The 24,942-nt window shown below is 58.1% G+C and carries 10 protein-coding genes; 9 read left to right on the forward strand and 1 reads right to left on the reverse strand.

Features of this window, described 5'->3' with window-relative positions; all coding sequences use genetic code 11:
* Window positions 1–13: 13 nt before the first annotated feature.
* Complete coding sequence (locus E4T21_RS01245) at window positions 14–1,057, forward strand: fimbrial protein (protein ID WP_149282800.1); 1,044 nt, start codon at window positions 14–16, stop codon at window positions 1,055–1,057.
* Window positions 1,058–1,202: 145 nt separating this feature from the next.
* Here E4T21_RS01245 and E4T21_RS01250 read toward each other — a convergent pair whose 3' ends face one another.
* Complete coding sequence (locus E4T21_RS01250) at window positions 1,203–2,861, reverse strand: arylsulfatase (protein ID WP_205423438.1); 1,659 nt, start codon at window positions 2,859–2,861, stop codon at window positions 1,203–1,205.
* 786 nt (window positions 2,862–3,647) lie between these two features.
* On the opposite strand from E4T21_RS01250, the gene E4T21_RS01255 reads away from it, so the two are divergent.
* The 8 genes from E4T21_RS01255 (at window position 3,648) to E4T21_RS01290 (ending at window position 24,900) form a co-directional block, all read left to right on the forward strand.
* Window positions 3,648–15,086, forward strand: a complete 11,439-nt coding sequence (locus tag E4T21_RS01255; protein WP_149282802.1) for a VCBS domain-containing protein — start codon at window positions 3,648–3,650, stop codon at window positions 15,084–15,086.
* Between the two features lie 23 nt (window positions 15,087–15,109).
* Entirely contained in the window at window positions 15,110–16,756 is a 1,647-nt protein-coding gene (locus tag E4T21_RS01260) for a TolC family protein (protein ID WP_149282804.1), read from the forward strand.
* Window positions 16,734–17,660, forward strand: coding sequence for an efflux RND transporter periplasmic adaptor subunit (locus E4T21_RS01265; RefSeq protein WP_205423439.1), 927 nt, complete (start codon window positions 16,734–16,736; stop codon window positions 17,658–17,660). Before E4T21_RS01260 ends, E4T21_RS01265 begins: the two co-directional genes overlap by 23 nt.
* A 4-nt stretch (window positions 17,661–17,664) precedes the next feature.
* Window positions 17,665–19,011: an efflux RND transporter periplasmic adaptor subunit gene (locus tag E4T21_RS01270; protein ID WP_149282806.1), complete on the forward strand. Its 1,347-nt coding sequence runs from the start codon at window positions 17,665–17,667 to the stop codon at window positions 19,009–19,011.
* Between the two features lie 43 nt (window positions 19,012–19,054).
* The gene (locus E4T21_RS01275) at window positions 19,055–21,199 is read left to right on the forward strand and encodes a site-2 protease family protein (protein WP_149282808.1); all 2,145 of its coding nucleotides are present in this window, start codon (window positions 19,055–19,057) and stop codon (window positions 21,197–21,199) included.
* Between the two features lie 85 nt (window positions 21,200–21,284).
* The gene (locus E4T21_RS01280) at window positions 21,285–22,883 is read left to right on the forward strand and encodes a hypothetical protein (RefSeq protein ID WP_149282810.1); all 1,599 of its coding nucleotides are present in this window, start codon (window positions 21,285–21,287) and stop codon (window positions 22,881–22,883) included.
* 190 nt (window positions 22,884–23,073) lie between these two features.
* Window positions 23,074–23,976, forward strand: coding sequence for a LysR family transcriptional regulator (locus E4T21_RS01285; protein WP_149282812.1), 903 nt, complete (start codon window positions 23,074–23,076; stop codon window positions 23,974–23,976).
* 123 nt (window positions 23,977–24,099) lie between these two features.
* The gene (locus E4T21_RS01290; RefSeq protein ID WP_149282814.1) at window positions 24,100–24,900 is read left to right on the forward strand and encodes a putative hydro-lyase; all 801 of its coding nucleotides are present in this window, start codon (window positions 24,100–24,102) and stop codon (window positions 24,898–24,900) included.
* Window positions 24,901–24,942 lie beyond the last annotated feature (42 nt).

Raw genomic sequence — 24,942 nt, forward strand, 5'->3', positions numbered from 1 at the left:
CAAGAGAATTATCATGAAAAGATTTTTCTATATTGCATGTTTGTTCCTGCTGCTGCCCTCCATGAGTTGGGCGGCATGCTCAGGCCCCGCAAGTGTCGATATTCCTTATCCCGCTTTTAGCGTCAATAATGGGGATCCTATCCCCATGCATAATCCAATGATAAACGATACGCTAGATTGGACACCTGAGTTTCAGGCTGACCAGGATATTGCGTACAGCACATGCCCTATTCGCCCCACCAGTTCGGTGGTAAGAGGGGTTGGTTCGATCATTCCTGGGGTGTCATATTCCGATCAATATGGTACCTATGCGGTTTATGATATTCCTGGAGTTGATGGCATTGGCTATGTGCTTCGAGCTCGAGCAAAAGTGACAGACTGGGTCGCCATAGGTAACCAAGAAACAACAATTCGTACTATTTCGCCTACTGACGGCGATAGTACGCGACTGTTTTTTTCTATAAGACTGTATGCATATGGTGCCCCTCCGCCGGGAAACTATACTATTCCTAAAACAACACTGGCACAGTGGGGAGTGCGAGATGAAAATGGTGCATTATTGCAAGACATTGGCTGGATTCCCATCAATACAGAAGTGACATCTCTGGTCATTAATACAGTTTCGTGCAGTGTGACTTCTCCCAGTGAGCAGACCGCTGTCTTGCCGGTAGTAGGTAACTCTGAGTTTTTTGGAGCAGGCTCCACGACTTCGGCCAGCGCTTCTTTCCAGTTCAGTCTGAACTGTCCTCCAGAGGTTGCTTTGCATGCCGTCATGACGGATGGGGTAAATCCCGGTAATACCAGCGACACGCTGACATTGACATCAGATTCGACAGCCTCAGGCGTAGGGGTGCAGATCTTCAGGGAAGGGCAAGCAACACCTATCGCTTTTGGACCGGACTCTCCGGTGGCAGGCACAGTCAACCAGTGGTTTGTCGGAACCGGGAGTAACAGTTATGTACTACCCTTTGAAGCGCGTTATGTCCAAACGACGGGTAATAGGGTAACGCCGGGAACGGTCAATTCCCTGGCTACTATCACGTTTTCCTATCAATAGATCATAAGGCCGGGAGTATTATCAGCAGGAAAACTACCGGCAATTTAGTCCAATATTTCACACATCAAGAAGATCATTGATGATAAGAAAAAAGCCGGAGCAGGTTTCCCTGCTCCGGCATTGTTTTTTTAGTGGTCGGTATCCACTAGTTGCTGAGATCGACCTGGATGTTTTTTTCCTTGAGGATTTCCTGCACCTTTTCCAGAGCACGGAAGCGTTTGATGGTCAGTGGCCCGGAATAGGCATCAGACTGCAACGGCCGCGGGGGATATTCCATGTAGGACTCGGCGACCTTTTTCAGCTCTTCGCTGAAGAAAGGCAGCGCCCAGGTATTTTCACGCCCAGAGGCCATGAAGATATCGTAGCGCTCCTGTGGGTCTTCCCACAGGTTGAAGATCTGTGGCACCACATCGGAATACTGCGATGGCCCACGCCAGCCTAGCTCTGCGGCTGGGGCTTCCGATCCGGCAATAGCTCCGTTGTCACCTTTCTGGTTGAACACCGCTTTCCAGTGACCGATACGAATCGCTCCCGGCATCAACTCTGTTTCCGTGAAATAGAGCCAGGAGTCGCGCTTCCACAGCTCGTCGTCGACATCAGAGAACAGGATGGGGGCCATGTCATAGCTGTCGAAAATGATCGGCTCGCCAGCACGGTCTTCCTTGGGCAGTTCAACGCCAGCAAGGTGGGCGAAGGTGGCCATCAGGTCAAGACCACCAGCAATTTCGCTGGATCTAGCGCCAGAGTCGATATGGCCTTTCCATTTGAAGATTGCCGGCACCCGCCAGCCGCCTTCACGATCGGTACCCTTGGAGCCACGGAAAGGCGTCATGCCGCTATCGGGGTGCACATCTTGCCATGCGCCATTGTCGACGGTGTAAACGATAAGCGTGTTGTCTTCGATGCCCAACTCCTTGATCTTGTCGAGCAGCTTGCCGGTTTGGGCATCCATCTCGACGACCTTGTCGCCATACTTGGATTTAACATCCGAGGCACCGACGAACTCGTCGGCAGGCAGGTTGGGCTGGTGGTTGGCTGACCAGTTGATCGACATGAAGAAGGGCTGGTCGAGTCCTGCCAGGCGCTCCATCTCAGCCACTGCCTTTTCGGCGGTCATCGTGTCGAGGTTGGCGAGGTCTTTTTCTGTCATGTCAGCCATCGACAGCACTTCGGTGGGCTTTTCACCTGCCTCTCCCTCAAGAATGCCGATGGTGGAGTCTTCGAAGAACTTGCGCTGTTCTTCGCTGATCTGAGGGTTCCAGCCATCCAATGCGTAGGTCATGGCATTGAGATGATAGAGCAGGACGTTCTCCATCTTGTCATAGCCTTGGGCAATGGGCATGGCATAGTCGGCTTCCCCAAGGTGCCACTTTCCAGAGAAGTACGTGTTGTAGTCCGCTTGCTTGAGGACGGATGCCAGGGTCCATTCCTCTTCGGGTAGACCGCCACCCTGGCCCTGGAAGGCCACCGTGGTCATCCCCGAACGGTTCGGATTACGACCGGTTTGCATCGCTGCGCGTCCAGGAGTGCACGAGGCCTGGGCATAAAAGTCGGTGAACATCATCCCTTCATCGGCCATGCGGTCGAGGTTCGGGGTGTCCATGCCTCGGGCCTTGCCGCCCAGGTATGCGCCGAGATCCCAATAACCGGTGTCATCCGAAACGATCAATACGATATTGGGCTTCGTTCCATAAGTTGGATAACTGGTGTGCTCGTCTGTGGCTTCCTGCTCCTGAGCCATGGCCTGCCCCATGACGAGAAGCCCTGCGACTATTGCAGCGCCGCTTTGTGCTTTCGTTATCATCAATGTTCTCCTTTTATTCGCTAGAAGCTTTCAATCCCTAATTCCTGCAACGCATGGCAGAGCCAAAATAAATGTACCTCTTGAAAAGGGATGATAGGGCACGGGGAGCTCGGGCTTATGCACAGATGTACATCTGTTTAGATGCGCTCTGTTTATATATCCTTCCCGTTATACATTGCATGCGCGAACACACGGTCGTGTGTTTTCGGCACAATAACAGCAGGCCATGAATTCCGTGAGAAACCCCATTTAACAGTGGTTTGCACGATGATTGGCCTTCTGGCTGTTTCGAGTATTACCGATGCGATACTAAAACTAGTTGATGTTTCAGGAAGCGTCTAGATCACTTTCTAGATTTACTTAATTGTTTTGTTTTTTAATTTTATGCAAGAAGAACTGATGCTGTTTGTGCGTTGTATAATTCTTTTTGATTTATTTTTATTTCTTTTTTATTTGTAAGAAATTTCTTTTTCCCGATTTTAAACTCGCCATGTGTTGTGCATCGAAAGGTGAGGTAGACGAGGAGAGATGAAAGGGAGGTGAAAGGGAGGTGAAAGGGAGGTGAAAGGGAGGTGAAAGGGAGGCAGGTAGGCGGCAAGGAGTTCTGATCCATGAGAAGGATGCCAGGTCCGACGTGGAGCCCTGTGACGAAGGTAAATTGAGCAAGACTTCGTCAATTTTTCTACTATGCTCATTGGGGTATTTCGGTTTAGTTTTTAGTCTGTTGTTGCTCGTCCATAAGTTTGATTGTGTGAGAAAAGATTCCATTAACTTGACGGATCTGCCATGAAAGGGACTCGGCCTCGCCCAAGATTGATCGCCCTGGAGCCTCGCTTGTTGTTCGATGGTGCAGCAGCAGCGGCAGTCGATCAGGAAACACCGGACCACCAGAATGATCGTGGTGTGGATACTACCCACCATGCAGCAATGAATGCTGATCAAGAGGTCCAGGAGGCGTCACGTAGCCAGTTGCAGGCCAAGCGTCATCTGGTGGTGCTCGATTCGCGGCTGGATCCACAGCAGCGCCAGTCAATCATCGACAATACCAGGGACACCGCCGAACTGGTGGTCGTGGAATCAGGACAGGACGGCATCGATGCCATTACTTCGGCCCTGGCGGGTATGGACGATGTCGCCAGCATCGAGATCTTCAGTCATGGTGCCGACGGTCAGTTCCTGCTCGGCAATTCCCATGTCTCCGTCGACACCCTTCCTCAGCTCGAACAGCAACTGGGCCAATGGCGCGATGCCTTGAATGCCGATGCTGACCTGTTGCTGTACGGCTGCCGAGTAGGCGAAGGTGCTAGCGGCCAGCAACTGATTGATGGCCTTGCCGATGCCACTGGTGCGGATGTTGCCGCTTCCGATGACGATACCGGTGAAGCACGCTTCGGCGGCGACTGGCAGTTGGAGACCACAAGGGGAGATATCGATCAGCAGACCGGTACCGACCTTGTCGGACTGGCAAGCATGGAGGGACTTTTGCCTGCCGCACCAACGGTTTCCTTGGGCGCAGCCAGCCAGGAAGTGCCTCTGGGCGAGAGCTTCGACTTCACGGTCAGTTTCAGAAATACCTCTGCCGAGATCGGTTATGCGCCCTTTATCCATCTGTACGTGCCGACTACTGGCAAGGATGGTGCTGGAGCTGAAATCGACGACGGTATCACCGTCAACTCGGCCAGTTATGTAGGTGGCAACCTGCCCATCACCACGGTCACCTTCGATGACAACGGTCAGGCTGAACACCCGATTGCCAAGGACGCCAACGGCAATGCCGTGATCATCAATGCAGCTGACTATGGCTACCGCGCCGGCGATACTCTGGTGGTGGTCGAGATTCCTTTCTCCAGCTTTGGTCCTGACCAGCCGGCTATCGAGGTGACCTTTACTGCCACCTTGAGTGATCTGGCCGATACCTCAGCCACTGATGGTTCTCCTGAACTGGATATTACCGCTATCGGCGGCTTCGAACTGGGCCATGACCCTCTCGACAATCCTCAGGACGATCCCAGCGTCATCGGTACCAATCCATCGGTCATCACGATCATGCCGACGGTCGTCGATGTCGAGCAGACGCTCAACATGACCGAAGATGAGACAGCCACCGGTGAGAACTATATCCATAGCCTGACCACCACCATTAAGCCTGCAGGTATCGACCCTGAGGTCCAAACCATCAACAATGTGGTGGTAACCCAGCCGGTGCCGACCAATGTTCAGGTCACCAGTATCGATCCTGGTAGCGGCACCCTGACCTCGATCACCCTGGCCAGCGGTCAGGTTGTCACCAACCCCACTATCATTCAGGCGATGATCGATCGGGACGATGTGTTCATCACTGAATATACGGTTGAATACGCTGAACTGACGGGTGCTGAATCCAGTACCGTGGAGTTCTATGTTCCCGAACAGGATGCCGAGGGCAATCCGGTCATCAATCCGGATACCGGCGATGATGTCACCATTACCTTCGATGCCCCCACAGGCTCCGGAGAGTGGGATCCTATCGATGACCGTGATGAACCCGATGGCGGTGGCACTATCGATTTCAGCGGCACCGGTGAACCGATCAGCTTCACCGCGAAGTCCATCGCCTTGCACAAGACGGCGACTATCGTCACCGATACCGGTGCACCTGGCCTGACACCCGGCGACACTCTCGATTACCAGCTGCAGATGACGCTATCGGATTATTTTGCTTTCGGTAGCAGCAGCCAGGAACAGGGACAATTCGTGGTCACCGATACTCTGGGCAATGGCCAGACCGTCCAGGGCACACCGACCATGACGGTGACCTTTGTTGATGGTGACGGCAACGTGCAGCAGGATGTGACCGTCGATCTGATATACACCGAAATCACCAACTCCGATGGTACCACTGCGCTGGAATTCGATGTCGCTGCCTCCATGGAGGCAGCATTCCCTGGTCAGCCTTGGCTGGCAGGGGATGACGCCTTCGACCAGGTTCATGACGGCACCCCCACCAGCGCCACCATCAACTACACCACTGTCATCGCCGAGGAATATGCTACTGGCGTGGACCATCCCGCCATCAATGAGGGTGACAGCGTCAGCAACAGCGCGGTGGTCAACGCCGATATCCTGATCGATGAGAACAACACCACGGGGTTCGATGAGAGCGACAACTCCAGCACTGAAACCACGGTACCGACTGGCCAGGTGGATATCACTATCCCCAGTGGTGACGCGGAACTGTCACCCGGTGAAGACGTTACCTTCACGATAAGTTATGACCTGATCACTGGCGATCACGAGAACTTCACCCTGACGGTGTATCTACCATTACCGTTGCTGGATACTTCGGGCATCAACTGGACCGAAGGTAGCGGCCCTAATACCTGGGCGCTCAATGCTGCCAATACTCATGGGGGGGAGATCATCAGTGTCGCAAGTGGCCCGGGTAACTCGTTGGTCTTTACCTTCGCCGATGTCAGCGATGCTACCGCTCCCAGCACTATTGCCATCGACTTCACCATGACGGTGGGCGATCAGCCCTTTGCCGACCAGCGTTCGCTGGATGTACTGGCTCAATCCAGCCAGACCACGACCCTCGACAAGAATGAGCTGATCAGTGAAGACGTAGTCCGAGTGCAGTCAGTGGCCGAGCCAGTGGTGGACATCACCCATGGCGTGGTCAGTGCCAGCAACGGTACTGTCTCTGGCACTGATGGCAACTGGGCTGCACCTGGCAGCAGTGGTGCACCGCATGCCGGGCCGGTCACGGACCCCAGTGTTGGTGACGGTGGTGTCAGTGATATCGATGCAGGTGACACTCTGCGCCTGGCGACCATCCTCAAGAACACTGGCGGCGGTGGTGCTTACGATGTGGCCACCACCATAGAGATTCCCTCGGATCTGGCCTTTGTTGGCGGCAGTCTCGACGCTGCCAATCTGATCCTGACCCGTGGCGATGGCACTGAATTGATCGAAGGCACCGACTACGAAGTCAACGGCAACACCATCACTCTGCTTGATGCTGACAACCAAGCCACGCTGCTGGCCGGTCGTGATGGCACCGACAACGACAACAATGGCCTCAACGTCATTGTCATTACTTACGACGTGCAGGTCGTGGCCGCAGTGGCCGCCAGCCGCACCATGGGCAGTACCGCGACACTGAACAACTACGCCAGTGTCGAAGGTGGCGAGGACTTCACGCCCAATGATCTCAGCGATGATGCTACCCAGCAGGTTGCCGCTCCCGAAGTCAGCATCGGCTACAAGGACGGCAGCCTGACGGACGACGATTCCAGTGAGTCCCACACCAGCGGCACCAATCTGGTGGTGGGGGAGAGCATGGATTACGACATTGTCGTTACCCTACCCGAAGGCACTACCCAGGATCTCAATGTAAGCGACCTGATCCCGCCAGGCATGGTGCTGGATACCACCTTCAATGGTGGCCTCGGCTATGAGTTGATTCAGACAAGCGCTGGCAGTGGCGCCCTGAGTGCTGACTTCGCCGGTACTGTCAGCGTCGGCAGTGTCAATGCCGATGGCAGCCTGAGCTTTACTGCCAGTAGCGCTGATGCCGACAACGACACAGGCAACAACAGCTTTGTGATTCGCCTGCGCCTGATTGCCGATAATGTCCAGGGCAACCAGCAAGGCACGACACATACCAATGATGCCGAGTTGAGCTACAGCGACCCGGATGGCGATGAGGTCAATGGCACGACCCCGCTGGATCGCAACGTTGCCAGCACCGGTGATGGTGTGGTGACCAATATCGTCGAGCCTACGGTAACGATCGAGCAGGAACTCACGGTCCCTGCCGATCCAGGTCCAGGCGTCGATTTTGGTGATGAGGTCGAGTTCACCATCACCCTGAACAATACATCCGGAACCGATGCCTTTGACCTGACCCTCAACACCCTGTTGCCTGAACACGTCGATGATCTGAGCATTGCCAGCGTTGTCGACAGTGCCGGTAACGTGACTGCGGCTGATTTCATCATTGAAGATGGCGTACTGCGTCTTGCCGATGGCTCGAACGTTGACCTGAGCAATGGCCAGAGTATCACCATTACCATCTCCGGTACGGTGGGGCCTCTGGCGGCAGATTTCGCAAGCCTGAATAGCGAAGCCCAGGTGCAGTGGACCAGTCTTGATGATGAAGTCACATCCAGTGTGGGCGAGGAACGCACTGGTGTAGATGGTGCCCTGAACAGTGGTGTACTCAACGATTACCAGCAGCAGGACATCCTGGCGATTCCGGTGGCCCAGGAATTACGCGTTTCTCGAGTGGGAGGGCTGGATGATACCAGCGCGGCGGACCCGACCAGTGGCCCTAGCGAGGATGTTGCCGTCGGCGAGATCATTCGCTATCGCGTCGTTGGCCTGATTCCAGAAGGGCTGCCGACCAATTACAGCCTGACGATCCAGGTGGATGAAGGCCTTACCATCCTGCCGGAAACCGCCAACCAGATTCTGATAGCACTGATCTCGAACGGTAATGGCCTGTTCCCGATAGTGGATACCGGAGCCAACCAGATCGACGGCAATGAACAGTCACCGGAAGCGGGGGATATTCCAACCGACCTGTCCAATGGTCCGTCCGGAGTCCTCAACCCGAACCTCTACACGATCTCGGCGGATGGGCGCACGCTGACCATCAACTTGGCAACCATCGCCAATAACGACGACGGCGACAAACCTCCCGAACAGGATGATGCAGAAGGCATCAGCCTGGAGTTCAATGTTCGCGTTGATAATGTGGCGGGCAATATCGCTGGCACCCAGCTTGGCATGACGGTTACCGAAAGTCGTAATGGCACAGACTTCACCAGTGAGCGTATCGTCGAGAATATCGCAGAGCCTGGCTTCAGCGGTCTCGACAAGAGCGTGGTCGACTTCGATCCAGGGGTGGGCAGCAGTACCGGCAACGCCGTGGTGGATGTCGGTTTCTCCCAGAATGGCACTGCACCGGCCTATGATGTGTCGCTTACGGATGCCTTCCCGGAAGGCAGCAATTATACCGTCAATAGCGTGACCATAGATGGTGTGAGCTATGACCTGGGCTCGCTGCCGGATGGTGTCAGTGTCGATACAACGGATGGCGTTACCGTTACCTTTGCCCAGCTTGATCCTGGACAGAGTGTCACCGTCAACTACAGCGTCGATGTGCCCAACGATAGCGTGGTCGCCGAAGCTGATGCTCAGGCCACATTGACCTGGTCGAGCCTGCCGGAAGACTTCACTGAGTTTGCCGGTAGCACGGTGGGGGCGGATGGCTCGGTAGAAGGTGAGCGTGATGGCCGTGATGGCGCAGGTGGCGTCAACGACTACATTCTCACGGATGGTGCTGGACTGGGCATCATCGAAGGTACGTTGTGGGATGATACCAACAATGCCAATGGTGTTCAGGATGCGGACGAAGCCGCTTTCGCCGGCCAGACAGTCACCCTGACCTGGGCGGGCAACGATGGCCAGTTCGGCAGCGCAGATGACGAGCAATTCACCATCGAAACCGATGCCAATGGCCAATATCAGTTTGGTGTGTTGCCCACGGGGCTATATCGCATCACTGCCGCGGATGAATTCACCGATGCCGATGCAGGCGATGTACGCGCCCGCTACGACAGCGATGGCGGCACCTTCGGCGATGGCAGCCTGGCCGATATCACCATCACCCTTGGCGAGGGCAGCGAAAGCCCTGCCAATATCGGCTATGTGCAACTCAACGATGCCCCGGTCAACGAGGGGGTGGATAGCGCAACCGCCGAGGGTGATGAAGATGCCGTCATCGACATTACTGGCCTGTCGATTTCCGATCCGGATGCCCGCGATTCGGATACCTTGCAAGTCACGCTGGAAGTGCTGAGTGGCACCCTGAGCATCGACGATGCTGGCGGTGCAGATCTCCAGGGGGATGGCTCGGCGACACTGGTGATCACCGGTACCGTGGCACAGATCAATACGGCACTGTCCAACCTTACCTATCAGGGCAACCTGAACTTCAATGGTGAGGACACCCTGACCATTACCACCAATGATCAGGGTAGCTTCGGCGATAACCCCGACGTGGATCTGGGAAATGGTATCCCTGGCCAGAACCCGGATGATGCCCTGGAAGATGTCGACACCCTGGTCATCACGGTCAATGCGGTCAATGATGCACCCACCGCCAACGATGATACGGCCATTGCTGTGGAAGCCGGTGGTACCAACAACAACCAAGTGGGTGTCGATCCCAATGGCTTCGTGCTCAACAACGATACCGATGTGGATATCGCGACCAACGACGATGTGTTGAGCGTGATTCAGGCTGGTATGGATGCTGACAACCTGCAGGCAGTGGATGCCGACCCCAGCCAGCCACTGGAAATTGCCGGTACCTATGGCACCCTGATCATCGGCAGTGATGGTTTTGCCCAGTATATCGTCGACAACGACAACCCGGACGTTCAGGCATTGCGTCAGTCCGGAGATACTCTGAGCGAGAGCTTTGTCTACGAGATTGCCGACCTGGCAGATGCCACGTCCCAGGCCAGCATTAGCGTGACCATCCAGGGCGCCAACGATACTCCCGTGGCCGAGGATGATACTGCGACGGCTATCGAGGCGGGTGGCGTCAACAATGGTTCCGGCGGCCAGGATGCCAGCGGTAATGTACTCGACAACGACAGTGATGTGGATGAATACGGCGAGACTCAGGCGGTCAGCGCTATTCGAGTGGGTGACAAGGACGCTGATGGAGCCTTCACCGATGTCAGCGCAGGCACCGGCAGTGCTGACGGCACCAGCATCACGGGGCAGTACGGTACTCTGACCATCGGTGCCGATGGCAGTTACCTCTATGTGGTCGACAACGACAATACCGATGTTCAGCGCCTGACTGATGGCGACAGCCTGAGTGAAGATTTCAGCTATGTGGTTACCGATGCTGGAGGCCTGGACGATATTGCCACCCTGACCATCACCATCGATGGCAGTCAGGACAACCCGGTCGCCACCGACAACTCGACCACCGCCCAGGCGCCATCCACCGATGGCAATACTCCTGCACAAAATGGCACTGGCAATCTGATCACCGATGATGACGGTGATGGTGTCGATGACGATGTCGATGAGGTCGACCAACCTAATACCAACCTGGCGGTGAATGGTATCCGCACGGGTGAAGAAAGTGCCGGCGGCACTCTGACCGAAGTGACAGCCGGCACGGATGTTACAGGCAGTTATGGCACCCTGACCGTCAATCCTGACGGCAGCTATGAGTATGTTGTCGATGGCAGCAATCCGGATGTCCAGGCGCTGGCCGCCGGTGAGACCATCACCGAGACCTTTACCTATCAACTGGTCGATACCGACGGCAATACCGACCTCGCTCAACTGGTAGTGACCATCACTGGTGCCAACGATCCGCCTGTTCCAGTGGATGACAATGCCACTGCCATCGAGGCGGGCGGCGTTGACAATGGCACCCCCGGGGTCGACCCGAGCGGCAATGTGCTGGACAACGATAGTGATGTCGACGACCCGACGGCTGACTTGAGCGTCAGTGATTTTTCCCAGGGTGGAACGTCGGTGGCTGCCGGTCAGACGATCACAGGAGCCTATGGCAGCCTGACGATCAACGCCGATGGTAGCTATAGCTATGTACTGGACAACGACAATCCGCAAGTTCAGGCATTGCGAACGGCCGGTAACACCCTTGGCGAGGTGTTCACTTATACCGTTGTAGATCCTGCTGGCAGTGCCACTACTGCCACGCTGACCATCACCATCGAAGGGCGTAACGATACCCCTGTCGCCAATGATGATGATGCCACCGCCATCGAGGCAGGCGGCATCGATAACGGCACGCCGGGTAGCGACCCCAGCGGTAATGTGCTGGACAACGACAGTGATGTGGATGGCGCTGACAACGGCGAGACCAAGAGCGTGGTCAGTGTCAGCCAGGGAAGCAATAGCGCCCAGGCCGGGGAGTCCCTCGCTGGGCAATACGGCACTTTGGTGATCAATGCCGACGGCAGCTACACCTATGTGGTCGATAACGACAACCCTGACGTGCAGGCGCTGCGCACATCCGGCCAGACGCTGACCGATAACTTCGACTACGTGATGCGTGACACGGCTGGAGCAACCTCACAGGCCGCCCTGACCATCGTCATCCAGGGGGCCAACGATACACCTGTGGCCAATGATGACAGTGCCATCGCTGTCGAGGCGGGCGGGATCGATAACGGCACGCCAGGCACCGATCCAAGCGGTAATGTGCTGGACAACGATAGTGATGTGGATGGCGCTGACAACGGTGAGACCAAGACCGTGGTCAGTGTCAGCCAGGGAAGCAATAGCGCTCAGGCCGGGGAATCCCTCGCCGGGCAATACGGCACTCTGGTGATCAATGCCGATGGCAGCTACCGCTATGTGGTCGATAACGACAACCCCGACGTGCAGGCCTTGCGTACACCTGGCCAGACACTGACCGAGAACTTCGACTATGTAATGCGAGACACGGCTGGGGCCAACGCTTCAGCACGCCTGACGATTGTCATTCAGGGCGCTAACGATACGCCTGTCGCCAATGATGACAGTGCCATCGCTGTCGAGGCGGGGGGGACCAATAACGGTAGTGGTGGTGTCGACCCCAGCGGTAATGTGCTGGACAACGATACCGATGTCGATGCCGGTGACAACAAGATCGTGACCGGCATACGCACGGGCTCCGAAGCTGAAGATGGAGACCTGCTCGGTGTAGCAGGCAACCGCACCATTGCCGGAGAGTATGGCAGCCTGACCATCCATGCTGATGGCAGTTTCACCTATGTGGTCGACAACAGCCTGGCTGCCGTGCAGGCCCTGGTGCCGGGAGAGACATTGCAGGAAGCGTTCACCTATCGCATGCGTGATACAGCGGGGGATACCGATATCGCCCAGTTGACGCTGACGATTCGGGGCGCCTGGGATGCACCGGTAGCCAGCAATGACTTCGCCTATGCAGTGGCAGATACCCCGGACAACCCCACGCCCGGTATCGATCCCAGCGGCAATCTGCTGTCCAACGACAGTGATGTCGATGGCAACGATTCCCTCGGCGTTGGTGGCGTTCGTGCCGGAGCAGAAAGTGCTGGCGCAGTACCAGACAACATGACGGACGCCGGCGTCACCATTGTCGGTGATTACGGCACCCTGACGGTCATGCCGGACGGCAGCTACACCTATGTGGTGGATGATGCTGCCCTGGTGGGGTTGGATCCGCTGGGCTTTGTTGTCGACCGCTTCACCTATAGCGCTCAGGACCTGGGTGGGTTGACCGACCCAGCACAGTTGACCGTGTTCGTGCGTGGGCGCAATGAAGCCCCGGTGGCGGAAAACGATACCGGCCAGGCCATCGAAGCGGGAGGCCTCGGCAATGCCACACCTGGAAGTCCTGCCAACGGCAATGTCCTCGACAATGACAGCGACCCGGATGCAGATGTCGCTCCTGGCCCTTCCGGTCCCAATCTGCAGGTCATCGGCATCCGTACCGGAGATATCGATGGCAGTGGCTCAGCAGGTGCCGTTGGCGAATATCTGCAGGGCCAGTACGGACGCCTGATCATCAACAGCGATGGCAGCTACACCTACGAGGTCAATGATGATGACCCGGCGGTCCAGGCATTGCGCCAGAGCGGCCAGACGCTGGTAGATGTGTTCACCTACACCATCGGTGATCGCTGGGCGGCTGAATCCAGTGCTGAACTCTCGGTTACCATCGATGGCCGCAACGATACCCCGATTGCCTCGGATGACGATGCCACTGCCGTCGAGGCCGGAGGTATCGACAATGGCACTCCCGGCATCGACCCGAGTGGCAATGTGCTCGACAATGACACCGATGTCGATGGTACTGGCTATGGTGAGACCAAGCACGTGGTCAGCGTCAGCCAGGGGAATGGTACTGCACTGGCTGGCCAGACGTTACAGGGTCGCTACGGCACGCTGATCATCAACGCTGACGGCAGTTACCGCTACGAAGTCGACAACGACAATCCGACTGTCCAGGCGCTGCGAACGGCAGGCGAGACGCTCACCGAACGCTTCGACTATGTGATGCGCGACACGGCGGGAGATACTTCCAATGCCCGCCTGACCATTGTCATTCAGGGCGCCAATGACAACCCGGTCGCCCGTGACGACAGCAACTTCGCCAGCGATCAGACTCCTGAGCCTCAGGCCACCGGCAACGTGCTGCCCAATGACAACGATGTAGATGGAGGCGACGAGCTGCACGTGGTCGACGTACGCCCACTCGATGGTGGCGATACAGCAGCAGCCGGCCAGGCACTCTATGGGCGTTATGGCACGTTGCTGCTCAATGCCGATGGCAGTTATGAATACATCATCGACATGAGCAACAGCGAGGTGTTGCGGGCAGCCGGGCGCGGCGCCATTCTGGATGACGTCTTTGTCTATCGCATCACTGACAAGGCTGGCGCTACTGCCACTGCGAATCTCACCATCACCCTGGATATTGCGGCACCCTACATCCCCGTGAAAGACGGTATCGGACCGCATTTTCTCGATCGCGATCCCTGGCAACCGGGGCCGGGCAGCGATCTTGGCTTCGAGCCCGTCGTCTATGTCACTCCGGAGGTCCAGCGCAGCAATCTTGAGGCTTCCAACTACCTGCGTCTCAGTCATGGTGCCAACCCCCGCCTGGTGACGTTGCCCGAAATTCAATCGCTCTCGCTTGCTGAAGGGCTGGGGCAGGTGGAGGGGCAGTTCGTCCGCGATAGCGTCCTGATCAGTCGCGCCTTTGCCGAACAGGACAGCCTGTTGTTGCTCGGCCGCCATGGCCGCACGAGCCTGAGTGCCGATGGCCTGTTGCCCGATCCGTCCTTCTACGCACCGACCCGAAGTGCCATGTTCGAAGGCACCTTGAGCGATGACGATGCACCACAACAGGCGCCGTCGCAGCAGAGTGCTCCGTCCTTGGCTCCGCAGGCCAATGACGGACGTCCGGCCTTGCCGCCTGGCGCACGCTGGGTCGATGGGCCTCCCGCTCTGAGTGACGGCTCGGAGGGGCATGACGGTAGTGTTGCGGACAATGCGAGCACAGCAGATTCCACTCTGACAGCTAACACAACGATAGCTAACACAACGACAGCTTCGGCAATGCCAGACGCAGCGACCTCTGTCGCACCAAGTTTCCGCCAGCAGCTGCTGGCTGCCACCCAGCATGTAGTGCCTTTTTCTGGGGAGTCGGATTCATGATCCCATTGCGACAAGGATATCGTATGGCTCGCTTTCCTCTGACAACAATCAGCGCGGCAGTCGTCGCCTCGATGACACTCACTGCCTGTTCCAGCCTCGAGCTGAACCCGTACAGCCAATCGGAAGTCCGACAACGGGCGATCAGCGATCAGGCCCATATGTATCAGGAACAGGAACCCCTGAACCAACCGGTGACCTTCTACCAGGCGGCGGCGCGGGCACTGAAGTACAACCTCGACTATCGGCTGAAGCTGATGGAAAGCGCTCTGGCAGCGAACCTGAGGGATGTGTCGCGTCATGAACTGTTGCCGCAGTTGATTGCCGAGGCGGGTTACAGCGACCGCAACAATGACTCCGGCGGCACTTCGATCGGTATCGAGGACGGGGAAGAAAGCTTGCGTCCTTCGACTTCGGAAGAGCGCTACAAGACCACTGCCGGTCTGGGGCTGAGCTGGAGCCTGCTGGATTTCGGCCTCGCCTACTATGAAAACCAGCAGAAGGCCGACAAGATCTTGATGGCGGAGGAGCGCCGTCGCCGAGTGGCACAGAATGTGTTGCGTGATGTGCGCAATGCCTATTGGCGAGCGCTGGCCGCCCAGCGCCTGATTCCACAGCTGGATATCCTGCTGGCGCGCACGGAAGTGGCGCTGGATGCGGCGCGCCAGGCCCAGCAGCAAGGGCTGCTGCCACGTCAGGAAATTCTGGCTTATCAGCGCGCCTTGCTGGATTCGACCACCTTGCTGACCGCGCGTCGTCAGGATCTCGAGCTGGCCAAGACCGAACTGGCAGCGTTGATGGCCTTACCACCGGGCACGCGCCTGGAGCTGGCCGACGAACCAGAACCGGTACTGCCTCCGGAGCCGGCCAATATCGAGCAGCTGGAACAGCTGGCGCTGGAGGAACGCCCCGAGATCATGGAAGAGTGGTATGGCAAGCGGGTCAATCAGAATGACCTGGAAGCGGCCAAGTTGCGCCTGTGGCCCAATGTTTCGGTCAACGCAGGCTTCTATTATGACTCCAACGACTACCTGTACAACAACGACTGGTCCCAGACAGGGGTCAATGTGTCGCTGAATCTGCTGCGGTTGTTGCAGTACCCGGATCTCAACAACGCCCAGGAAACCCAGGGTGATGTGGACGACCTGCGCCGTACGGCGCTGTCGATGGCCGTACTGACCCAGGTACGTGTCGGTGCACTGCGCTACCACCTGGCCAGGGAAGAGCTGGAATATGCAGATGAAAGTCTGCGAGTCGATGACGAACTGCTCGATTACGCCAAAGCTGCCGCTTCGACATCGATTGGCTCCGAACTGGAAGTGATCCGCGCCCAGAGTCGCTATCTGCTTTCGCAATACCAACGTGAGGCAGCCTATTCACGGGCCCAGGAAGCTTGGGGCAGGCTGTTCAACTCCGTGGGCCTGGATGTGCTGCCGGATAGCATTGCTGATGACAGCATCCAGACCCTGGCCAGTGAGCTTGAGCGCATGATGAGCGCCCATGAAAGAAACGGCATCATTGCTGGGCCGCCTCCTGCCCTGCAACCGGTTTCTTCCCCCGCACCTTCCGAACCGGCAGCGGGTAACACTCAGGCGTCCGCCGCACCACTACCACGACAGAATGCAGGAGAGGGTGAAGGAGAGGGTGCGCATGGGGGAAGCCATGTTATCTGAGCAATCGTTGCTTAGGGTTCCTGCCATGATCGTGCTGGCGCTGCTGGTGGCGCCTGCATCACTGTCGGTACAGGCGCAGGAAAGACTGGGTGAAGCACCGGCAGGGATGCAGATTCAGACCGAGACGGCAGGGCAGGCGGAAGCCGAGGTGCCGGCACCGACACCTGAGATGGAGCGGCGCATGGAGCAGGTGCGGGAGAATCCTGAGGCGCTGCGTATGCGAATGCTTCTGGCACCGCAACAGGAAGCGACGCTGTCCAGCCGTATGGACGGCACTCTGGAGGAACTGCCGGTTGAACTCGGTGACAATGTCGCCGAGGGCGATATGTTGGCACGCTTCGATTGCCGGGTTCAGCAGGCCAGGGTCAATGCGGCCAATACGGAAATCTCGGTGGCACGCTTGAACTATGATGCCAAGCGCAGCCTGCGCCGCCTGGACGCAGTGGGGGATCATGAGGTTGCCTTGGCTCAGGCAGAGGTGGAAAAGGCCCAGAGTGCGCTCAACCTGGCGGCCGTCGAACGTGACCAGTGCACCCTCAAAGCTCCCTTCTCGGGACGCATCGCCAAGGTCCACGTCAAGCCGTATCAGACCATGGGGTCAGGGACTCCGGTTGTCGACCTGGTGGGGGATGGAGCGCTAAAGGTCAGGCTTAACGCCCCGTCGGTACTGTTGCCCAGGTTGCAGGTTGGCCAACCACTGGACATCGCGGTCAATGAAACCGAGCAGCACTATGGCGCGACACTGAGCGCTATCAGCGCGCGCATCGATGCGGTGGCGCAGACCGTGGCACTGGAAGCGACTCTCGATGCCTCGCACGAGGAACTGCGGCCGGGCATGACAGGCAGCGCTCAGGTGCGTTTCGAGACAGCGGCGCAGGCCCCCGCCGAACCGACACAAGAGTGACGCCATGAGTGCTCAGGAACAGCCGGTGCCTGCGTCTCTCACGGCGCTGGCGATGGCGTTGCGTGATCGTGCCATGGCGGCGGAGAACTTGGCGGCATTGATGTTTTCCATCGCCAACGATCCCTACCCGTTACTGCGTTTCCGTCAGGCTGTGGTGTTGGTGCCCAAGCCAGGAGGCGCCGAGGTGCCTTGTGTGTCAGGGCTGGCCACCCCCAAGGAACAGACTCCCTATCTTGGCTGGCTCAAGCGTGCCACACGCTGGCTGGATACCACCCTGGAGGACCCTGCACCACGTATCGTGTTGCGTGAAAGTGTCGAACCGCCACCCGAGATTGCCGAGGGCTGGGCACAGTGGTGGCCTGGTGTGCTGTGGTGCGTGCCGTTGCATGGGCGAGAAGGGGAGCGTCTGGCGATCGTGGTGTTCCTGCTCGACCAGGCTCCGCCCAAGGCGGTGAAAGAGCAGATGCCCGGGATTGCCAGTACCTGGGCCTATTGCTGGCAGGCCATGATGCCGAAGCGCAGGACGACCTGGCGCATACCCGCTGGGCGCCTGGCATGGCTGGTGATCATTGCCATCGCGGCGGCCATGTTCATTCCGGTACGCCAATCGGCCTTGGCTCCGGCCCAGATCATCTCCCGCGAGTCGATGGCCGTCACCAGTCCACTGGATGGCGTCGTGGCAGAAATGCTGGTACGGCCCAACCAGACTGTTGCCGCGGACACGCCCCTGTTCCGGCTTGATACGACCAGTCTGGAAAGCCGTGCGGAGGTGCTGCGTCAGCAACTGGCGGTCGCGGAAGCGGAACTGGATGCCGCAGGCAGCCTGGCTTTCGACGACCCCGCCAGCCTGGCCGAGATCACTCGACTGCGAGGCCAGCGTGATCAACGCCGTGCGGAACTGAAAGGCGTGGAAACCGAACTGGAGAGAGCTCTGGTCCTTGCACCCAGTGCCGGGGTGGCTGTCTATCGCGACGAAGACGACTGGCAAGGGCGTCCTGTGACGACAGGGGAGCGGATCCTGCAACTGGCCGATCCCGAACAGCCGAAGATGGAAATCCAGCTTGCCGTGGCCGATGCCATTTCTCTGGAGCCAGGCGGTGAAGTGACGCTGTTTCTCACCGCCTATCCACTGACGCCGATCCATGGCCGCATTGAAGATACCAGCTACCAGGCCCTGCCTGACGATAATGGCATTGCGGCCTATCGCCTGGAGGCGAGCATCGAAGACCAGGCAGAGCATGCTCGCCTGGGATTGCATGGCACCGCCAAGGTCTATGGTGACGAGGTCAGTCTCGGCTATTACCTGATGCGCCGCCCGATTTCGGCATTGCGCGCCTGGACCGGATGGTGATCCACGGATGAGTGATGCAGGGATGAGTCGTACAGGGATAGGGATGGCTGCGCAAGTCGCGCTGGGGGATTCCGGGGTGGACCCTCGGGCCCAGTCTCCGGTAGCGCCGCTGCGTGATGATCTTCACCTGGTCGAAGTGGAGCGCGAACGCAGTGGCGAGCCGGCCTGGTCGATCGAAGACCCCGTGACCAACCGCTTCTATCGTATCGGCTGGCTCGAGTTCGAATGCCTGCTGCGCTGGGGGCAGACCCCAGAACGCATCTGTACCCAGGTGGCCGCCCAGACCGCCCTTGAACCTGATGTGGAGCAGGTGCTGGAACTGGTCGAGTTTCTCGATCGACATCAACTGCTGCGACCGGACCGTGAACGTATCGGCCAATATGCCGCAGAAGCGGCCAAGACCACCCCTTGGCTAAATGTCTGGTGGTGGCTGCACCACTACCTGTTCTTCCGTATACCCCTGCTTCGCCCGCAACATGCACTGCAGAAGCTGGCTGACACCATCCCTTGGCTGTTTACGCGCGGTTGCGTGCTGGTGGTCCTGCTGCTGAGCCTGTGTGGTGTCCTGCTGGTCCTGCAACGTTGGGATCTGTTCACGCATTCGGTGGTGGAGCTGTTCTCGTTCTCCGGTCTGGTCAGCTTTGCCTGCGCGCTGGTGATCGCCAAGTCACTGCATGAGCTGGGCCATGCCCTGGTGGCCACTCGGCAAGGGGTTCGGGTGGCCCATATGGGGGTGGCCTTCATCGTCTTGTGGCCGATGCTGTATACCGATACCGGGGAGAGCTGGAAGTTGAAGGGGGCCCACCAGCGCTTGGCGATATCCTCTGCCGGTATCCTGACGGAGCTGGCCATTGCTGGCCTGGCCACTCTGGGCTGGGTCCTGACCGAACCCGGTGCACTCAACAGCGGCCTGCTGTATCTGGCGACGACCAGCTGGATGCTGTCACTGGCGCTGAATGCCAGCCCTTTCATGCGTTTCGATGGTTACTTCATCCTGACCGACCTGCTCGATTTTCCCAACCTGCACGAGCGAGCGGGAGCCCAGGCCAGAACATGGTTGCGCCGCCGGTTGCTGGGGCTTGATCAGCCGTGGCCGGAACCGTTTCTGCCACGTCAGCGCCTGGCCCTGGTGGGCTTTGCCTTTGCCACCTGGCTGTATCGACTGGTGCTGTTCCTGGGGATTGCCCTGGTGGTGTATGCCTTGTTCTTCAAAGTGCTGGGGATTGTGCTGTTCATTGTCGAAATAGCCTGGTTCATCGTCATGCCGATTACTCGTGAGCTTTCCCATTGGTGGTCCCATCGCAGCGAGGTACCCCGTCGTCATCGCCGGGTCTGGTGGTGGCTATTGCTCATTCTTGTCGGGGTGCTGAGCATCCCGTGGCAGACCAGTGTCAGTGGACCTGGGGTATTGCGTTCGCAGCATGCGATCACTGTCTACGCTCCTTTCCCGGCACTGCTGGAAGCACGCCGTGCCGATGGCGACGTGGACTCCGGCAGTACAGTGGTCACGCTTTCCAACCCTGATGTCGGTCTTGACCTGCAGGCTCAGCAGGCGCAACTGGCCAATCTCGATGCCGTGCTGGCGGGATTGCTTGCCAACCCCCAGGGGCTGCAGCAGGACAGTGCCGCCCGGGCTCAGCGACTTCTCAACCTGAGCAACATCGAGGCCACCCAGCGGGAAATCACCCGGATGTCACTCAACTCACCCTTTGCCGGGCGCTGGCAGCAAGTGAATCCAGAACTTGAAGCGGGGCAGTGGGTCAGTCCCCGCGATCCACTAGGGGTGTTGATCGACCCTGAGCACTGGATGGTCGATGCCTATGTCAATCAGGACGAAGTTCACCGCCTGACGCGAGGCAGCCGCGTATCGTTCTTTGTCGAGGGGCGTATGGCACCACTTGAGGGCGAATTGGTCGATATAGCCCCGACGCGTACCCAGTATCTTGAATATCCTGTTCTGGCTGAGCAGCATGGTGGCTCTCTGACCATACAGCAAGACGCTGGTCGTGATACTGGCCGTCTGCACCTCGAGCGTCCATTGTTCATGGTAAGAGCGCGCCTTGATGCCCCCTGGCCAGAGGCGCGTGAAGCGCGAGGCAGCCTGCACATCGACGCAGAGCGCGAGAGCCTTGTCATGCAATTCGTCAACTGGGTGGCGGCCATTGCGATTCGTGAAAGCGGGTTCTGAGGGAGCGCGGCATAAATGTCTGCACGGCTCAATCACTGGGCTATATCCGCCATCCATGGCGGCTACCCTTCAGGCCTTTCGCAGGATGTTCCCATTCGCTCCCGGTGAATGGGTGCGCGGTGCTGGTGCCGTCTTGTTGCTGGTCCTGCTGCTGAATGGTTGTGCGAGTGTCGCCGATTGGCGTACGACGTCGAGTGCAGCGGAAATAAGTCAGCCGAGTGCAAGGGACATGAGCTGCCTGAACACGCTTGCCGTCTTCGACGAAACCGTGGCGGCAGCCGGTGTCGCGGATGCTGGCTATGCGCGTATTGCTGGTTTTCCCTATCTACGCAGTGATCGTCTGCTGGCGAGCTTCAATCATCAGTTACATGATGATCCGTCAGATCCCCGTTATAGCGACTGGCTGACGCGCATGCGCGCCCTGGATGCCGAGGCACGGCGCATCGAGGCGGCCAACCTTCCACCTGCACAGCGCCAACGGCTGGGGCAGGAGCTGGTTACCCGGAACCCAGTGGCCACCGCCAATGCCTGTGCGGATACGTTGCTGGCGGAGGAGTTGCTGGGAGCGGAAGATCACGTGGCCAGGGCAGCATTGCAAGAGGCTGTCGAGGTGCCCGACAGTTATCTCACCGCATGGCGGGTGATGGGGCTCTATCCACTGACCAGCCTGGGCCTCGCCGCGGGGTATGAAGGCTGGAAGCGTGGCTATCTCGACGCCTTCCGCCAGGATGTCCAGGGACTGCCGGCTGCAGCGCTATCCTCTGACGCCATGACCTATTATGTCCCCGCCGTCGTGGGTGACTCTCTGGATGCGGCCGATGAGTGGCTGCGCAGTGCTCCGCGCAGTCCCCTAGGGCTGCTGGATATCGATGACCAAGCCTTGCTACGTCTGGCGGCCTATCATGCGCCGGTATTCTCCGTTGGTGTCCGTAATCATGATGATGCTCTTGGTGCGCCGTATTGGCGGCAAGGTCCCAAGGGGCCACTGCCAGCGGTGGATACCAACCATCCCATGGCCGATGTGCGCCTGGCCCATACCCGTTATCAGGGACAGATATTGCCGCAGCTGGTCTATACCGTGTGGTTTCCGGCACGTACCCGCAGTGACGCCATGGATATCCTTGGCGGGCGACTGGATGGGCTGGTCTGGCGAGTGACGCTGGGGCCGAATGGCAGGCCGCTGATCTATGACAGCATGCATCCCTGTGGTTGTTACCACTTGTTCTTCCCCGTGCCGCCATTGCAGCGAGTCGAGGTGGCGGCGGACAACGATCCACGTGAAGCGCCGTTGACCCCCATTTCGGCCCCACCACTGGAAGATGGGCAGCGCATGGGCCTGCGCTTGGCACCGACCAGTCACTTCCTCGAAGGACTTGCCGTAAGTGAAAGCATTCCCAGCGGGGCCATCCCCTACACCTTGCGCCTGGTAAGTGAGCCGCCGAAGTACGGGCGGCGTTCGCTGGCATTACCCGATGGTGGTCGCCGCAGCCTGTTCAACAGCCAGGGGCTGGTGGAGACGACCGAGCGTCTCGAACGCTTCATTCTGTGGCCATCGGGGATTCGCAGCCCGGGAGCCATGCGCCAGTGGGGCAACCATGCCACGGTATTCGTGGGCCGGCGTCATTTCGACGATCCCTTCCTTTTCGAAGAGGGGTTTTCTGTGTCGAAGGAGGCATCCAACTGACACGACGTTCATGCTGATGTCGGTCTTATGTACAACCCCATGAAGCAAGACCTGCGGCTGGTTCTGGTTGTTTAATATTGCCAAGGGTGCCCTCGAGTCCTGATCATTGCTTGCCGACTTTTTGTGCAAAGCATAGGGTGGCGTGATGTCTCGCCACAGAGACGATATCGTGACAGGCGAGTAGAGAAACATGTTCGACTTCAAGGAAATCGAGGCATTCGTGTGGATTGTCAGGCTCGGCTCCTTTCGCCTTGCCGCCCAGCATCTTCACTTGACTCAACCATCGGTCTCAGATCGCATCAATCGTCTCGAGTCATCTCTCGGCGAGACTCTGCTGGAACGTTCACGACGCCCGGTCAAGCCCACCGCCAAGGGTCGCCAGTTTCTCAGGCATGCAGAAGCCATGCTGGATGCCCGCCAGAATGCGCTGTCGATGATGAACCTCGATACCCCCTTTCAGGGCACTCTGAGACTGGGCGTGGTGGAGTCCATCGCACATAGCTGGCTGCCGGGCTTCCTGGCGGAACTGGCGACAAGATTTCCCGATCTGACACTGGAGCTGCAGGTCGACAGCTCACCAGGTCTGGCTGCGATGATGCGTGCCGGCAGTATCGATCTGGCCTTTCTGATGGGGCCGGTCGATGCCGAGAACGTACTCAACCGCTACCTGTGCCAGTATCGTATGGGCCTGGTCGCAAGTCCCGACCTCAACTTCACCAGCAGTGATTTCTCTCTCCATCGCCTCGGCCATATTCCTTTGATCTCCTTTGCTCGCGACAGCCGCCCTTATCGCGAGCTTGGTTCCCTGCTGCATCAGCAGGGACTGGACGACGTCAAGCTGCACTGCTCGAGTTCTCTATGGACCATCGTTCGCATGACGCTGGATGGTCTGGGCATTGGTGCCATTCCACCGCGTATCGTGGCAGCCGAGTTAGCGCGAGGAGACCTGATCAGCCTGCCTTGTCAGCTCCCGGCACTGATGTTCACTGCCTCCTGGCCCAACCATCTCGATGCCATCCTTGCCGAGGGTATCAGTGGTCTGGCCATCGAAATCGCCAGCCAGGACCAACATCAACATGCCAGCATGGCCTGAGCCTGAAATCTGGCTGTATGAAAGGTTTTTCCGATCATTTGGCATCATAAAAATCGATTGGATTTATCTGTCTGGCCTTTTTATCTTGTCCATATACTGACAAGAACGACTAGGCAGGCTGTAATGGCTGAACTGGCACTAAACGCAACCTCAACTCCTCAACAGGCTCGGCGTCTCATTCGGGATGGTCACTGGCAACAGCACACCAGTGGCCTGGCCGCAGGGCATGCCCAGGCCAACCTGGTGATTCTTCCCGAGGCGCAGGCCGATGATTTTCTGCGCTTCTGCCAGGCCAATCCCAAACCGTGTCCGGTACTTGATGTAACGGCCCCTGGAGATCCCTACCCGCGGAGCCTGGGAGACGATATCGACCTGCGCTACGACCTCCCCACCTATCGCGTCTACCGTGACGGAAAACTGAGCGAGGAACGCCATGACATCACTGACCTGTGGCGTGATGATTTCGTTGCTTTTTCCATCGGCTGCTCGTTTTCCTTCGAGGAAGCTCTGATTGCTGAAGGGCTTGAGGTGCGGCATATCAGTGAACGGCGCAATGTGCCCATGTATCGCACCAATATTCCGCTCATCGGCAGCCGCTTGTTCGGTGGTGAAATGGTGGTATCGATGCGCCCGTTCACCGCGGCCCAGGCGATTCGAGCCATCCAGATCACCAGTGACATGCCGCGTGTGCACGGTGCTCCCATCCATCTCGGCGACCCGGCCCAGATCGGTATCAGCGACCTTCAGCAGCCGGATTTCGGAGATTCGCCGGTCATTCATCAAGGGGAAATTCCGGTCTTCTGGGCCTGTGGTGTGACACCGCAGCTGGCGCTGGAAAATGCTGCTCTACCGCTAGTGATCACCCACAGTCCAGGTCACATGCTGATCACTGATATTCCCAATCATCGCTTCAAGTTCGGGTGACCTGCGGGCAACCCTCTGTGGCCATCCGTGAATGCGACCTTC

Origin of the sequence: Halomonas binhaiensis (assembly GCF_008329985.2) — a bacterium.
GTDB lineage: Bacteria > Pseudomonadota > Gammaproteobacteria > Pseudomonadales > Halomonadaceae > Halomonas > Halomonas binhaiensis.

Coding starts and splice junctions, on each gene's coding strand:
- E4T21_RS01260 (WP_149282804.1), top strand. CDS start 15,110: ATGGCTCGCTTTCCTCTGACAACAATCAGCGCGGCAGTCGTCGCCTCG.
- E4T21_RS01275 (WP_149282808.1), top strand. CDS start 19,055: ATGGCTGCGCAAGTCGCGCTGGGGGATTCCGGGGTGGACCCTCGGGCC.
- E4T21_RS01270 (WP_149282806.1), top strand. CDS start 17,665: ATGAGTGCTCAGGAACAGCCGGTGCCTGCGTCTCTCACGGCGCTGGCG.
- E4T21_RS01245 (WP_149282800.1), top strand. CDS start 14: ATGAAAAGATTTTTCTATATTGCATGTTTGTTCCTGCTGCTGCCCTCC.
- E4T21_RS01285 (WP_149282812.1), top strand. CDS start 23,074: ATGTTCGACTTCAAGGAAATCGAGGCATTCGTGTGGATTGTCAGGCTC.
- E4T21_RS01255 (WP_149282802.1), top strand. CDS start 3,648: ATGAAAGGGACTCGGCCTCGCCCAAGATTGATCGCCCTGGAGCCTCGC.
- E4T21_RS01250 (WP_205423438.1), bottom strand. CDS start 2,861: ATGATAACGAAAGCACAAAGCGGCGCTGCAATAGTCGCAGGGCTTCTC.
- E4T21_RS01290 (WP_149282814.1), top strand. CDS start 24,100: ATGGCTGAACTGGCACTAAACGCAACCTCAACTCCTCAACAGGCTCGG.
- E4T21_RS01265 (WP_205423439.1), top strand. CDS start 16,734: ATGGGGGAAGCCATGTTATCTGAGCAATCGTTGCTTAGGGTTCCTGCC.
- E4T21_RS01280 (WP_149282810.1), top strand. CDS start 21,285: ATGTTCCCATTCGCTCCCGGTGAATGGGTGCGCGGTGCTGGTGCCGTC.